Below are 14,358 nucleotides of genomic sequence, written 5' to 3'. Positions count from 1 at the left end.
AGCCTGCTCGCGATGGTTTTTAGCTAGTTAGTCGGCGCACCCTGAACGATCCAGGCACCGATGAGCTCACGCTCCTGCTGGGTCATCTGGGTGATGTTGCCCAGCGGCATGATCTGGCTGGCGACGGCCTGGGCCTGGATCCGTGCCGCGTTCTGGCGGATCTGTTCGGGGGTGTCGAACATCACGCCGGCCGGGGCCGCACTGAACAGCGGGCTGGTCGGCTTGGCAGAGTGACAGACGGTGCAACGTTCCTGGATCACGCTGTGCACCTTGTCGAAGCCGGGGCCGGTATTCGAGGCCTGCGCCGGCGCGGCGGCAGGCGCCTCGGCAGGTTTGGCTTCAGCCGGCTTCAAGCCACCGCCCAGCGCCGTTTCCGGCAGCGGCTGGTACTCGATGGCCGCCGGTGCCTTGGCCACTTCCGGGGCACTGGACATCGGCTTCGGACCGGACACGTAGGCCAGGCAGATCATGCCCACCGCTGCCACGGGCAGGGTCCAGGCATACTTGTGGCTGTCGTGACGGGTGTTGAAGTAGTGACGCACCAGCACCGCCAGCACCGCGATCCCGGCCAGGATCAACCAGTTGTACTGGCTGCCATAGGTGCTCGGAAAGTGGTTGCTGATCATGATGAACAGCACAGGCAAAGTGAAGTAGTTGTTATGGCGCGAACGCAGCAAGCCCTTGGCCGGCAGCGCCGGGTCCGGCGTGCGGTTCTCGGCAATGGCCGCCACCAGTGCGCGCTGCGCCGGCATGATGATGCGGAACACGTTGCCGACCATGATGGTACCGATGATCGCGCCCACATGCAGGTAGGCACCCCGACCGCTGAACACTTTGCTGAAGCCGTAGGCGGCGCCGATGATCAGCACGAACAGGATGAAACCGAGCAGGGCAGGGCGTTTGCCCAGGGCCGAGTCGCAGAGGAAGGAGTAGATGAACCAGCCGACGAACAGCGAGCCGATACCGATGGCCACGCCTTCAGGGCCGCTCAGGGTGCTGCCCGGTGCCAGCAGGTAGAGCGTCGGGTTGGAGTAGAACACCACGCACAGCAGCGCGATCCCCGACATCCAGGTGAAGTAGGCTTCCCATTTGAACCAGTGCAGGTTGTCCGGCATGGTCGGTGGGGCCAGTTTGTACTTTTCCAGGTGGTAGATGCCGCCGCCGTGGATCGCCCACAGATCGCCGGCCAGGCCGCTTTTCGGGTTGACCCGGTTGAGGTTGTTTTCCAGCCAGACGAAATAGAACGACGCGCCAATCCAGGCCACACCGGTGATCATATGAACCCAGCGAATGCTCAGGTTCAGCCATTCCAGCAGATGTGCTTCCACAGTCTTTACCTCTCGCCTGTCACTCTTGTTGTCGAGTGATCAGACCTTCTCTTATTGGTGGGGGGCGAGGATCAAACGCTCATCCTCTTTGAAGAAATGCTCATCGCAGTTATTGCCTGTGCCACTGCGATCAACCACCAGGAAGTCATCCCGCTTTTCGATCGTCAGCACCGGGTGGTGCCAGACGCCGCGATGGTAATTGATGCCCTGCCTGCCGTTGGTGACGAAGGCGCGGACCAAGCCTGATACAGGTGCATCGCCAAGTGGCGCGACCACGATCAGAAAGGGGTTGCCGAGCAGCGGAATGAACGCCTGACTGCCCAGCGGATGACGCTCCAGCATGCTCACGGTCAGCGGCATGTCCTGCGCGTCGGCGCGGAAGATGCTGATGATCGCGTTGTCCTCTGGCGTGGCGGTCTGCACCGTCGCCAGTTTGTGGAAGCGCATGGTCGAACCGTTGTTGATCATGAAGTGATCGCTGCCGTCGGTTTCGATCACGTCACCGAAAGGGGCGAAGGCTTCTTTGGTCAGCGGTTCAATCGTCAGTGTGCGCATGCTGTTCTTCTTTTCCGAATTCTGTGTTGTTGGTTCTGACGCCTTCGCGAGCAAGCCCGCTCCCTCAGGGGAATGCATTTCAATTTTGGGAGCGGGCTTGCTCGCGAATGGCCTCACCTCTTACTTGGCGACCTTGCCCAATACGCGCAGGCGACTCACGCCGCCATCCGGGAACACGTTCAAACGAATGTGAGTGATCGGCCCCAGCGCCTTGATCTGCTCGGCGAAAGTGTGTTCGGCGTGCATTTCCAGCTTCTGGCTCGGCAGCAGCTCGCGCCAGAACAGCGATTGGGTTTCGATCTGGCTGTCGGTGCCGCCCTTGACGAACGCGCCCTGGATCGAGCAGCTGTCCGGGTAGTTGCCCTTGAAGTGCAGCGTGTCGACGATGACTTTCTCGACTTCACCGGCGTGGCCCAGGGCGACGATCACCCAGTCATTGCCTGGGGTGCGACGGCGTGCGGTTTCCCAGCCGTCGCCCATGTTGATGCCACGGCCCGGGTTGAGGATGTTGCTCATGCGCCCGAAGTGTTCGTCGGAGCACGCCAGGGCGCGGCCACCGTTCAGGGCAGCGGCCAGGTCGACCTGTTCGTTGTCGCCGACCGCCGACCAGTCGCGGTGCGGCACTCCGTACACACGCAGGCGGGCCACGCCGCCATCCGGGTAGATGTTGAAACGCAGGTGGCTGAAGGCCTGCTCGTTGTTGATCTCGTGGTAGTGATGGCTGTTGCCTTGCAGCTCGACGGCCGACAGCACTTCGGTCCACTGGGTGTTTTCGTCCGGCTCGCCCTTGGCCAGGAAGCAGGCTTCCAGGGACGCCGAAGGCGGGTAGTTACCGGTGAAGAATGAAGTGTCGATGTCCACGCCCTTGATCGAGCCCGCGACACCCAGGCGGATCACCGCACTGTCGTAACCTTCGAAACGCTTGCGGCGCGACTCCCAGCCGTCCATCCACTTGCCGTTGTCATCGAACACGCCCTCCTTCCACACGGCTGGGGTCGGTTGGAACAGCCGGTTGGCGTCGGCGAACCAGTCATCGGTGACCGAGATGATCCGGGTGCCCAGGCGGGCGTCGGCCAGGTTGACGAACTTCTCGAAAGGTACGGCGTAAGCTTTCATTCTTCTAGTCTGCCTTTAATAAGTTGGCTTGGGATGCTCTCAAGGCCCTGAGCGCTTTTGCGCGTTCATTGACGCTCGGGCCAGGATTGCTAAAGAGTCAGTAATCGGAACAGGGCAATCTTGTTGATCTCCGCCAGCGCGCACGTGAACTCGGTGTCGACCGGGTTGTGGATGCGCGTTTCGAACGCCGCGAGGATCTGATGCCGGTTGCTGCCTTTTACCGCCATGATGAAGGGAAACTTGAACTTGGCCTTGTAGGCGTCATTCAGCTCGGTGAAGCGCTGGAACTCTTCGGCCGTGCATTGGTGAATCCCCGCGCCAGACTGTTCATTCGTGCTGGCTTCGGTGAGTTGGCCCTGGACGGCGGCTTTGCCGGCCAGGTCCGGGTGAGCGTTGATCAAAGCCAATTGGCTGGCATGATCGGCGCTCAACAGGATGTCGCTCATGCGCTGGTGCAGGGTTTCGATCTGGTCGATCGAGCTGTCCTGGCCCAGGTCGAAGGCCTTTTCGGCCACCCATGGCGAGTGTTCGTAGATGTCGGCGAAAGCGGCGACAAAGGCATCGCGGCTCAGGGTCGAGGGTTTCAGGGTTTGAAAGGTGCTCATTGGGCAGGCCCTTGGTACGGGTGGGTTTGTTGCCAGTGGCGTGCGATATCGACACGACGGCTGAACCACACCTGTTCATGACTTTTAGCGTATTCGATAAAGCGCTTGAGCGAAGCCAGGCGCGCCGGACGGCCGATCAGGCGGCAGTGCAGGCCGATCGAGAGCATCTTCGGCGCTTCGGCACCTTCGGCGTAGAGCACGTCGAAGGCATCCTTCAGGTACTCGAAGAAATCGTCGCCCTTGTTGAAACCCTGGACCTGGGTGAAGCGCATGTCGTTGGTGTCCAGGGTGTAAGGGATCACCAGGTGTGGCTTGCCGGTGGGGTTGTTCGGTTCCCAGTAGGGCAGGTCGTCGTCGTAGGTGTCGCTGTCGTAGAGGAACCCGCCTTCTTCCATCACCAGCCGCCGGGTGTTCGGCCCGGTGCGCCCGGTGTACCAGCCCAGCGGACGTTCGCCGGTGATTTCGGTGAGGATGCGGATGGCCTCGAGCATGTGCTCGCGTTCCTGCGCCTCGTCCATGTATTGATAGTCGATCCAGCGATACCCATGGCTGCAGATCTCGTGGCCGGCCGCGACCATCGCACGGATCACGTCCGGGTGGCGCTGGGCGGCCATGGCCACGGCGAAGATGGTCAGCGGAATGTCGAATTGCCTGAACAGTTTCAGAACCCGCCAGACGCCGGTGCGGCTGCCATACTCGTAGAGCGATTCCATGCTCATGTTGCGTGCACCCTGCAGGGGTTGCGCCGCGACCATTTCCGAGAGGAAGGCTTCGGATTCCTTGTCGCCGTGCAGGACGTTGCGCTCGCCACCTTCCTCGTAGTTGAGCACGAACGACAGGGCGATGCGGGCATTGCCCGGCCAGTGCGGGTGCGGAGGGTTACTGCCGTAACCGATCAGGTCGCGAGGGTAGTCAGCGCTCACTGCAGTCTTCCTTCTTGTTCGTGGTTGGCGTGGCGCGCCTGTGAGAGAGGTCAGGCTGGCGTCACTGCGATGGACTGATTGTATACAACTTTATAATCATTTTGTAAGCCCACATTTTCGCCTTTTTTCTCCAGTGGTTGGGGTCTGGGCTTTGCAAGAAACCTGCCCGATAGGTCAGCTTGGATATAAAAGGTCCGCTATTCAAAGGCTTCGAGGGCGGATTCGGGATAAATTCCGGGAGGGTTGCAGCGATCGAAAAAATGTCGTTTTTATTGTGTACAATTTCTATTAAAAGTGTCTTAATCAATCGCTCGCCGCCGCTTTTCGTGCTCCGAAAGGGTGCGGGCTTCTTTCAACTGACTTCGGGAGGCGCGAGGTCCGACTGCTCCGGCAGGCGGGCGCGCAGAATCAATGGGACGTTTGACTACGCATGTTCTGGACGCTGCACACGGTTGCCCGGGCAGCTCGATCAAGGTCGAGCTGTACCGCGTTGAAGGATCGCAGTTGGAGCTGGTTGCCAGCGCGATCACCAACAGCGATGGCAGGGTCGATGCGCCGCTCCTGCAAGGCGATGACTACCGCACTGGGGTTTACCAGGTGCAGTTCCATGCGGGCGACTATTACCGCGCCCGTGGCGTGCAACTGCCGGAGCCGGCGTTCCTGGATGTGGTGGTGCTGCGCTTCGGTATCAGCGCGCAACAGGATCACTACCATGTGCCGCTGCTGATTTCGCCCTACAGCTATTCCACGTATCGAGGAAGCTGATCCCCCAAGCAGCTTCCTCTGCCTTGAAGCGACTGCGCATAGAGCTTCTTTGGTTTTTCGCCCGCTCACACTGCGGGCTTTTTTTTGAGCAACCGGCACCGCCGTCTCCTGTAGGAGCGAGCATGCCCGCGATGGTCGCGAACGATGACGCTGGAGGCCTGACACCCAGCGGTGTTCCGTCCTCCATCGTCGGAACGCCGCCCGGAGCATGCTCGCTCCTACAGGGGTGGTGATTACTGCTCGCTCAATCGTCTTGGATCATCGGTGCGCACGATAAAGACCGAGTTTCCGTAGTCCGTTGAAACGTGACTGCCTCCCTTGAGCCAGATCACCTTGTCGGCCGCCTCGGCAGCCCGCAGGGCTTGCGTGGCCGGCTCGCCGATCAGGTCCGGCAGGCGCACAGGGTTCAACCCGTCGCTGGCGTTGTCGTGAATGTGCAGTCTGCGGCCATGCACACGATGCACGGTCATGTGGTAAAGAAAATCATGCCCGGTTCGCTTGAACACCAGGGTGGCATAGTTTTGCGCGGGGGTCAGTTCGAACACCGTGTAGCCATGGCGAATCAACAGGTTCCTCATGAAACGCTTGAGATCACCGCCATACTGGGTGGTGATGAAGTAGCGCCATTCCTCGCGGAATTTGTCCGGATCAAACGCCAACCGACGCAGGGGCCCCAGCTCGCCAGGGTGTGACAGCTCCACGATGCGCGATGAACCATTGCCCGCACTCGTTGGCGTGATCGGCAGCATCAGCAGCGGATCGGCCAGCTCCGGACGGGGCGTTCGGGCCAGGATCTTCCATTCGTTGAACACCTGCCGCAGCGCAGTCATCCCGGCCTCGGTTGCGGTGTCCGAACCGTTGGCGAGGATGAACTGGGTTCTGGCGATGTTTTCGATGGACGCGTCTGCAAGCCCCGGAAAGTAGTGTTCGACATAGTCGGTCAGCGTGCGGTCGAAAGGCAGTGTCGGGTCGATCTCCCATTGTCGCGTCGGCGGAATCTGGATGGCGCCGCGGGGTTGCTGGTCCGGGAAGTGCCGAAGGATGTTGTGCAACCGGTCGAAGTCGTAGACCCGATGATCAGGGTTTCTGATGTAGGCAATGGGGTGGTCAGGCACGTTGCCGCGCGGCAGCGTCCTGTAGCACGTGCCGTCGATGACGATGTCCTGGGGAGACGCTTGTTGCAGGGAGATCCCCCAGTGTTTCCAGGGAACGGAGGTGGCCGACAGCTGGCGCCATACGTGCGTACCTGGCACGCGCTCGAGTCGTGGCCCCGATGGCACCCGTTCCGAGGGTAGCCCGGCGCGCGGATGACCCTGCGCATCCGTGCCCAGCAGCACCGTCCCGCCGTCGGCGAGATCGACGTACTGGCGGCCGGACAGGATCGACCTGAGCCCGGTCTGCGGGTTCGGCGCAGGCAGCCGTTCGACCAGCCTGGGTGGCAGGTAGTAGTTGCTGATGGGGGGTTCGAGGGTGATTCGGGTGACCTGGGTTTCGGCGGGAAGATTGCTGATTGCAATCGCGGCGTCCTGCTGCCCCGGAAATTGAACAGGGTCGGGCAATCGAGTCCCCGGTATCGGCTCGGCCCCCTGGCCGGGCAGGTGGCCGGGGCGCGTGGGCAGGTAATCCGGGACCAGGTCTCGGGTGGTGGGGCCGCCTTCGATCGAAGGACCGGGGATTTTGGGGCGAATGGGGTTTTTGGGTCTCATGGACATCCGTGCTCTTTGCAATCCTGTGAATGTCGAACGGATCGACTGCAGTGCCTGGGCGTTGCGGCGCCCAAGCGGTTTTCGCCGACAAAGCGCCGGCGAGAGGGCGAAGCGAAAATCAGCTTTCCCTGATCAGGAACACCGATTCGAAACCGGCCGCCGTGATCTGGGTACCGCCCAGCAGCCAGACCAATTTGTTCTGGTCGTAGGCTGAGTGCAGCCTGGCCTGGGCAGCGTCGCCGACGCGACGGGCCAGATGCGGGTCGGAAAGCTCGGCGCCGGACGGGGTGACCTGACGGATGGCCTCGCCATTGACGCGCCCCAGCTTGAGGAAAAATACCGAGTCGTGGTTGGGGCGGGTAAACACCAGCGTCGGCCCCTGGTGTTCGTCGGTCAGTGGGAACACCTCGTAGCCATTGCGTATCAACACTGCCCTGACCAATTGCTTGAGGTTCAAGTTGGAAGGATCGTTGACGAACGTGCTCCAGAGTTCCGGGAAGTGGACGGGATCGAAATCCAGCCGTCGCAACGCTCCGCCGGATTCGACGGGCAGCAGGGTAGTCCAGCCGTTGTTGAATCCTCGGGGGATGGTGGGCAGCATCAGCAGCGGGTCGGCGAGCTCCATTCGAGGCAGCAGCGCATGGGTGGCGTTGGCCCAGTGGCGATAGGTCTGTTTCATCGTGGACAGACCCCTGGCGTCGATCACCTCGGAATGATTGGCGCGGTTGAAGACCGCCCTGGCGACGGCGGTCAACGAGGCATCCGACAAGTCCCTGAACGAGTCGGCGACATACGCCTTGAGGCTTTTCTCGAAGGGCAGGTGGCGTTCCAGCACTTCCCAGCGACTGTCCCGCTTGATTGCCCAAAGCGGTTGCTGCGCAGGGTTTTCACGCAGCATCTGTTCGAATTCGTCATAGCGTGCAGGCGAAAACCGAGGGTGCTTCAGATAAGCGATGTGGGTGCGTTCCGGCGCGCCATGGGGCACGATCGGATAGTGAAGCCCATCGATTTCCACGGATTCCCCGGTCAAGGGTTTCGTCGAACTTCCCCAGTTGCGCCACAGCGCTGGCGATAGGTCCAGGGGGAAAGGATTGCCCACCCGCAGATCGGCGGCCAACGCGTCGGCGTCGGACGAGTCGCTGTCCAGGCGTGGTCGCTTGCGGCGGCTCGGGCCCGCTTGTTCAGGGGCGGATTTCCTGCGCCAGAAGGCGGTTCCAGCTAACCGTTCGAGCCGTGGGCCGGAAGCGTTCAATTCGTTGATCGAGGCCGCCCGGTATTCACCGTCCGCACCCAGCCGGACCAGGGTAATGCCTTCATCCTTGATCTCTGCGTAGACCGTGCGCCGGTTGCCGTGGCGTAATCCATCGGCCAGGGGGGCGGACAAGCCGTTGACCAGGAAGGGCGGCAGGAAACTGATGTCGGACGATGGGCCCGTCGAGCTGCTGACGGCGTTGTCGGCCGCAGAAACATCCGCCACCTCGACGTGCGGTTGTCGTGGTGTGTGGTCGGACTCGCCTTCGGGACGCCGGATCCCTGGCGTGCCGTCCGTGGCGGGGCTGTCGGGAAAACGCCCGGGCAGGCTGGTATCCGGCAGGTCGCGACGGGGCGTTGTGCCGTCATCCGGGGTTGGGGTCTTGATGATTTTCTTGGGCAACTTCATGTAGTGATTCCATTCATAAGTAGCGAACACGCAAACGGGTGCGCCTGGCCTGTGCAGAACACTCGGCCAGAACGTTTTTCAATATCCCTTGGGTTCAAATGCGCCGCGCGGTAACTATGTATCGCGCGGTTTTTTTAGTTGCCGGTAAATGTTACGAAGCCTGGCCTTGCAACTAGCCGTATCGATAGACCTGTTCGAAAATCAGATCCACGACATAGGTCGCCCCGGAAGGCGTGATGACGTAGATCTGTTCAACCGGCACATCGTCGCTCTCATAGTTCGGGAGATGGACAATCGTGCGGCCGATCAGCAGTTTGTTGCCTTTCAACTTGATATCGGCCGGGTCCAGGCTGTTGACATGGAAGCGCCAGGTGGACGCGTCGGAGGTCTTTTTCAGCGCGTCCGGCGTGGAAATTCGCAAGATGGCGTCGGCGTGTATATGGACCTCGTAGAACGATCCCTTTCCTTCGAGCGACGTCACGGTGTTTTGCGCCTGGGCCGGAAACTCCACCCGCTGGCGACGTGCGTGCAGGACGATGGCCCGGCTGTCCTCGGGCGTTAGCAGCAGGTAACGGCCGGTGCGCTTTTCCAGCATCAGTTGACCGTCAAAGTGTTTGACGCCAGAGGTCTGGACATCCTGGCCATAGTTGGGTGGAGGCAGTTTGATCCGAAAGGACACGCCGTCGCGCAACGTCAAATTGACGGCTTGATTCAAGGCCAGGCCCCTGACCTGATAAGCCGTGTCGCGCACGTTCGTATAACTCGTGGATATCGTGCTCACCAGGTTGATGAGTTCGACGGTTTTATCAGGGAAGTGCAGCGTCAGTTGGAAGTCGCTGTAATTGAGATAGTGGTAACCGTTGCGGGCCTCGACAGTCACGGTGTAAGTCGCCTCGGCGCTGCTCATCTCTGTGTGATCACAGTCGATATGCAAGGTGCTGAGGGCCTTGTTATCGGCTTTCTTCATAGTGAACAGGGTGCGGCTGATGTCGCGATCAACGAAGTAGTGCGAAGCCGAGCCGATGACCTGTTCCGTGGTGGTCACGATGGTGGGAGAGGGGCGCGTGCCTTTTGCCAGAATCAGCACGTTGACGCTCGGGTTGTCGCTGCCGCTCAGTTCAGCGGGAAAATCCGGCGTCAGCTGAAAGCCGTCCACGGTCACGAAGCGCAGTTTCTGTTCCTGGAACAGGCGTCTGTCTGCCACTGTCTTGTAGACGTCCTTGATGATCAGCGTCTGCTCGGGCCACTCGCCATCCCTGCCGCAGAGGGACGTGACCACCAGCGAAGTGTCATTGATCGACCATTGCTGAATGTGCTCGAACGACCAGTCCAGGATGATCACGCTGTCTTCCTGTGGGTCTTCCGTGATGATGACGGTGCCGCTTTTGTGGGCGATGTAGTACTGATCCTTGCCGGCACCGCCGCTGGCCTGCCCATAACCGCCCATCAGGTAGATCGTGTCATCGCCGGCTCCGGCCTCGATGCGGTCATGGCCCCTGGCGACGATGCGGTTGGTACTGGCGGAGCCTTTGACAACGCTGCTCGCTCCGGCCAGCGTTTCGACGTTTTCGATGCTTTCCAGGGTGGTGTGAGGCGTGGCAACGGGTTTGTCTTCAGGGCTCAGCAGGTCGATCCGGCCGCGCTCCAGGTCGATCTCGAAACCCTTGTGGGCGGTGGATTCGCGGCTGTCCAAGCCGCCCTGAAACACCAGGGTGTCGTCGCCCTGTGCGCCCACCAGAACATTCTGCACCTGGGCTGGCGCAACGTCCTTGAGTGCCTGCGCAGCGCCTTCATACAGAAACCGGTCGTCCTTTTCCCCGCCGGTCAGGTGTTTGGAGCCGCTGCCGAAGTTGAAATGATTGGGTTTCTTCTCGACGCCGATGATGGTGTCCTTGCCGCCGCCCAGCAGCCACAGCGTGGCCTTTGAATCACCTGTCGCACCTTTCACCACGCCGTGCAGGTCCGACGGCACGCCGGCCCGAGCATCAATCGCATCGTTGACGTCCACCACCGCCGGTAACTGGATGCCCTTGGACGGCGTCGACTCGCGCCCCTGGGCATCGCGCTCGAACCAGAACACTTGCGTGGCTTTCAGGCCCACCTCGAACTTGCCATTGACGATGGCCTCGATGCTGTCCTTCAAATCGCCCTTCAGCCACTTGCGGGCCCGGCTGTTCAGCGCCTTGGAGTGCTGGTCGGCGGTGACGGCGATGGTGTAACGGTCGTTGATTCGCTGTGGCGGTTTTTGATTGATGAACGCGAGGAACCCGGTGACCAGGCGTTCATCCAGACTCAGTTCGATGTAGTCGTCGATGTCGTCCACCTGGCGAACGGCGCTGTAGATTTGCGAACCGACGATCAGAATCGCCGCCGCCGCAAGGCCCACCGGCCCGGCGTGGGCGAAACCGGCCAGGGCGGCCGTGCCGAGAATCAGGGTGAGTGCGGCGCTGGTCAGGTTCATGCCGGCGGCGACGTAATGATCCAGCGCCTGCTTGCCGGTGGTTCGTGACGCATCGTTCAGCGCCTTGACCGCAAAATAGACGTCGAACGGCAACGTCAGCGCACCTGCGATCAGGCCGGCTGAACGCGACAGGTACAGGCCATACTGGGTCCTGGCGAAGCCCTGATAGATATGCGCGCTCTGTTCAATCAACGACTGCGCGGTTTTCACCAGGCCACGCTCGATGATCAGCGAGCCGACCTCTGTCACGATCGCACCGGCATTGATCGCCGCCTCGGTACTGTCGCCGCGCTTGATGGCGTCGTTGATCCCCATCAAGCCGCTGTAGATGCCGAACGCCTGGAGCCCGACCCCCATGCTGTTCACCACTTTGCTCTTTTGCCTGTCGACCCAGCCCGGGACATTTTCGGGCAGGCGGATGTCATGGATGTCCAGCTTTTGTGCCGCCCGTACGAAGCGGTCGATCTTGACTCCATGGGGGCTCTGCGCCTCGCTGAGCAGTGGCGGGGCGCTGACCGAACGGTGGGTGGCAATCTCGAACAGCAGCGTGGGAATGGTGTAATCGCCTGCCTGGCCGGTGGCCCACATGCGCTGTTCGACATCCAGCGGATGGAGCTGCAGGCCATCGATGAAGTCCTGGGCGGTGTGGCGGAAATTGCAGTTGCCGATGTCCAGCGGCGCGCCGTGGACCGTGGCGTTCAACAGGTGCAGTTCCACGCGGTTGACCGTGAAGTGGCCAAGGGCGAGGGGGCCGTAGTAGTGGTCCAGGGCCCGCAGCACTCGCTCGCGTTTTTTCGCCGATCGAGGGGAGGGATCTTGCGCCGAACCGGCGCCATTGCTGCGGATGAAGTCGGCGATTTCAGTGTCGGCCATTGTCAGGTTCGGCGGCTCGACGTCCGAGATACTTACGGTGTCTACGGGCGCACCGGGAGAGGGAAAAGCTTGGGCCATAGGGGCTTCCTTGTTGGGTTGGGGTGCAAAACTGCGGCCCGAACTGTAGGGAAGCGTGGGGCGGGTCAAGCGATAACTATGTAGTGCGTCTGTTTCTTCGGATGACGTTATGGGCACGGCACCCACCCCGGCGCGCCGCAGCGGCCGGGGTGGGGCAGGTGCTGACTCAGTGTCCGCTCAGCAGCGAGGCAGCCCCGGCGCCGCCGAATAGCCCGGCGCTGAGGCGATTGAACCAGCTCTGGCCCTTGCCCGAGCGCAAGTACCGCGCCGCGCCGTGGGCGCCGAGTCCATAGGCCAGCTTGCACAGCAGGTCCAGCACCGTCCACGTGGCGATCATCACCAGCAGTTGGGGCAGGAACGGCTGTTCGGCGCTGAGGAATTGCGGCAGGAAGGCGGCGAAAAACAGGATGTCCTTGGGATTGCTGGCGCCGAGCATGAAGGCGCGTCCGAACAGGGCGCGGAAGCGCGGCACCGGCGCCGCCTGGGGCACTTCGGCGCCGTGGGCCGGTTGACGCGATTGCTGCCAGCTCTGCCAGGCCAGGTAGAACAGGTAGAGCGCGCCGACGATTTTCAGGGCGCTGAACAGTTGTTCCGAGGCCAGCAGCAGCGCCCCCAGGCCCAGCGCCGAGGCGCTGAGCAGGCAGATCGATGCAATCACACCGCCCAGGAACGCCGGGTAGGAACGGCGCAAACCGTAATTCAGACTGTTGCTGATCATCAGCAAGGACAGTGGTCCCGGGATCAGGATCACGACCAGTGCAGCGCCGCTGAACAGCAGCCAGGTTTCCAGACTCATTACTTTGCTCCTCATGCACAAAAGCCTCACCCGACGAGGTGAGGCTGTTTTGAATCCGTATGGCCTACAAGAAGATGAACTTGGCGATAAAGATCGCGCAGAGCACCCAAAGGCTGACGGAAATTTCCTTGTATTTGCCGGTGCCGGCCTTCAGCGCCACGTAGGTGATGAAACCCAGCGCGATGCCATCGGCGACCGAGAAGGTCAGTGGCATCATGATCGCCGTGACGATCGCCGGAATGCTGTCGGTCGCTTCGTCCCATTCGATGTGCGCCATGCCGCCCATCATCAGCATCGCCACATAAATCAACGCGCCGGCGGTGGCATAAGCAGGGATCATGCCCGCCAGTGGCGCGAAAAACATGGCGGCTATGAACAGGACGCCGACGGTCACTGCCGTCAGCCCGGTGCGGCCACCGGCGGCCACCCCGGCAGCACTTTCCACGTAACTGGTGACGGGAGGAACACCGACCACCGCGCCGAATACGCTGGAGGCGCTGTCGGCCTTCATCGCCCGGGACAGGTTTTCGATGCGACCGTCCGGGTTGACCAGGTTGGCGCGCTGGGCAACCCCCATCAGGGTGCCGGCGGTATCGAACATGTGCACGAACAGAAAGGCCAGCACCACGCTGATCATGCTGACGTTGAACACGCCGGCGACGTTCATGGCCATCCAGGTCGGGGCCAGGCTTGGCGGGGCTGACATGATCCCTTCGTAATGCACCACGCCCAGGCCCCAGCCGGCCAGCGTTACCGCGATGATGCTGATGAGGATGGCGCCGAACACCTTGTGATAGCTGAGCACGGCGATCATCAGGAAGCAGATGGCAGCCAGCAGCGGGCCGGGTTCGCGCAGGGAGCCCAGCTTGATCAGGGTGGCCGGGCTATCGACGACGATGCCGGCGGTTTTCAGGCCGATCAACCCCAGGAACAAACCCACGCCAGCACCCATGGCGTAACGCAGGCTCACGGGGATGCTGTTGAGCAGCCATTCGCGGATTCTCGAGAACGTCAGGATCATGAACAGCACACCGGAAACGAACACCGCGCCGAGGGCGGTTTCCCAGTTGTAGCCCATGGTCCCGACCACGGTGTAGGTGAAGAAGGCGTTCAGGCCCATGCCCGGCGCCAGGCCCACCGGCCAGTTGGCGTACAGGCCCATCAACAGGCAACCGAGTGCGGCGGCAATGCAGGTCGCGACGAACGCTGCGCCGTGGTCGATGCCGGCGTCAGCCATGATGTTGGGGTTGACGAAGATGATGTAGGCCATGGTGATGAAGGTGGTCAGGCCGGCGATCAGCTCGGTCTTCACCGTGGTGCCGTGCAAGGTCAGTTTGAAGATGCGCTCCAGCCAGCCATTGCGTTGCGGCGGCGAGAGATCCAGCGTCGGGGCTTCGGATTTGCGGCTTTCCACAGCGAGTACTCCTCAAGAGTTTTATTGTTATTTCCAGGGCCGGACCCGAGGGTGGCAGCAGCCCATTGAGGCTTTCGC

11 protein-coding genes are annotated in these 14,358 nt (G+C 61.5%); 1 reads left to right on the top strand and 10 read right to left on the bottom strand.

The window, feature by feature from the left end:
• Positions 1 to 23: 23 nt before the first annotated feature.
• From QIW53_RS10030 to puuE, 5 genes are all read right to left on the bottom strand, one after another.
• Positions 24 to 1,328 (bottom strand): urate hydroxylase PuuD, encoded by a 1,305-nt coding sequence (locus QIW53_RS10030; RefSeq protein ID WP_371049503.1) that lies wholly within the window; start codon positions 1,326 to 1,328, stop codon positions 24 to 26.
• Positions 1,329 to 1,379: 51 nt separating this feature from the next.
• Entirely contained in the window at positions 1,380 to 1,883 is a 504-nt protein-coding gene (locus tag QIW53_RS10025; protein WP_175376930.1) for an ureidoglycolate lyase, read from the bottom strand.
• A 120-nt stretch (positions 1,884 to 2,003) separates the two neighbouring features.
• A complete protein-coding gene (gene alc, locus QIW53_RS10020; RefSeq protein WP_371049502.1) occupies positions 2,004 to 2,999 on the bottom strand; it encodes an allantoicase in 996 nt (331 codons plus the stop codon).
• An 89-nt stretch (positions 3,000 to 3,088) separates the two neighbouring features.
• Entirely contained in the window at positions 3,089 to 3,604 is a 516-nt protein-coding gene (uraD, locus tag QIW53_RS10015; protein ID WP_371049501.1) for a 2-oxo-4-hydroxy-4-carboxy-5-ureidoimidazoline decarboxylase, read from the bottom strand.
• Positions 3,601 to 4,527 carry an allantoinase PuuE gene (gene puuE, locus QIW53_RS10010; RefSeq protein ID WP_371049500.1) on the bottom strand — a complete coding sequence of 309 codons (927 nt, stop codon included), beginning with the start codon at positions 4,525 to 4,527 and terminating at the stop codon, positions 3,601 to 3,603. The genes uraD and puuE overlap by 4 nt, the downstream gene beginning before the upstream one ends.
• A gap of 411 nt (positions 4,528 to 4,938) precedes the next feature.
• Between puuE and uraH the strand changes: the two genes are divergently transcribed.
• On the top strand, positions 4,939 to 5,292 hold the full coding sequence (uraH, locus tag QIW53_RS10005) for a hydroxyisourate hydrolase (protein WP_192304312.1): 354 nt from the start codon (positions 4,939 to 4,941) through the stop codon (positions 5,290 to 5,292).
• A gap of 233 nt (positions 5,293 to 5,525) precedes the next feature.
• On the opposite strand, the gene QIW53_RS10000 is transcribed toward uraH, so the two are convergent.
• The 5 genes from QIW53_RS10000 to QIW53_RS09980 all read right to left on the bottom strand — a co-directional run bounded on the left by QIW53_RS10000 (position 5,526) and on the right by QIW53_RS09980 (position 14,280).
• Entirely contained in the window at positions 5,526 to 6,998 is a 1,473-nt protein-coding gene (locus tag QIW53_RS10000; RefSeq protein ID WP_371049499.1) for a hypothetical protein, read from the bottom strand.
• Positions 6,999 to 7,116: 118 nt separating this feature from the next.
• On the bottom strand, positions 7,117 to 8,658 hold the full coding sequence (locus QIW53_RS09995) for a hypothetical protein (protein WP_371049498.1): 1,542 nt from the start codon (positions 8,656 to 8,658) through the stop codon (positions 7,117 to 7,119).
• Positions 8,659 to 8,830: 172 nt separating this feature from the next.
• Positions 8,831 to 12,070 (bottom strand): calcium-binding protein, encoded by a 3,240-nt coding sequence (locus tag QIW53_RS09990; protein WP_371049497.1) that lies wholly within the window; start codon positions 12,068 to 12,070, stop codon positions 8,831 to 8,833.
• A gap of 166 nt (positions 12,071 to 12,236) precedes the next feature.
• Complete coding sequence (locus QIW53_RS09985; protein ID WP_371049496.1) at positions 12,237 to 12,866, bottom strand: LysE family translocator; 630 nt, start codon at positions 12,864 to 12,866, stop codon at positions 12,237 to 12,239.
• Positions 12,867 to 12,930: 64 nt separating this feature from the next.
• Positions 12,931 to 14,280 carry an NCS2 family permease gene (locus tag QIW53_RS09980; protein ID WP_371049495.1) on the bottom strand — a complete coding sequence of 450 codons (1,350 nt, stop codon included), beginning with the start codon at positions 14,278 to 14,280 and terminating at the stop codon, positions 12,931 to 12,933.
• Positions 14,281 to 14,358 lie beyond the last annotated feature (78 nt).

Origin of the sequence: Pseudomonas fluorescens, assembly GCF_041354075.1 — a bacterium.
Lineage (GTDB): Bacteria > Pseudomonadota > Gammaproteobacteria > Pseudomonadales > Pseudomonadaceae > Aquipseudomonas > Aquipseudomonas fluorescens_CE.
This window is presented reverse-complemented; position numbering and strand designations above follow the sequence as displayed.

Coding starts and splice junctions, on each gene's coding strand:
- QIW53_RS10000 (WP_371049499.1), bottom strand. CDS start 6,998: ATGAGACCCAAAAACCCCATTCGCCCCAAAATCCCCGGTCCTTCGATC.
- QIW53_RS09990 (WP_371049497.1), bottom strand. CDS start 12,070: ATGGCCCAAGCTTTTCCCTCTCCCGGTGCGCCCGTAGACACCGTAAGT.
- uraD (WP_371049501.1), bottom strand. CDS start 3,604: ATGAGCACCTTTCAAACCCTGAAACCCTCGACCCTGAGCCGCGATGCC.
- QIW53_RS09985 (WP_371049496.1), bottom strand. CDS start 12,866: ATGAGTCTGGAAACCTGGCTGCTGTTCAGCGGCGCTGCACTGGTCGTG.
- QIW53_RS10025 (WP_175376930.1), bottom strand. CDS start 1,883: ATGCGCACACTGACGATTGAACCGCTGACCAAAGAAGCCTTCGCCCCT.
- QIW53_RS09995 (WP_371049498.1), bottom strand. CDS start 8,658: ATGAAGTTGCCCAAGAAAATCATCAAGACCCCAACCCCGGATGACGGC.
- alc (WP_371049502.1), bottom strand. CDS start 2,999: ATGAAAGCTTACGCCGTACCTTTCGAGAAGTTCGTCAACCTGGCCGAC.
- uraH (WP_192304312.1), top strand. CDS start 4,939: ATGGGACGTTTGACTACGCATGTTCTGGACGCTGCACACGGTTGCCCG.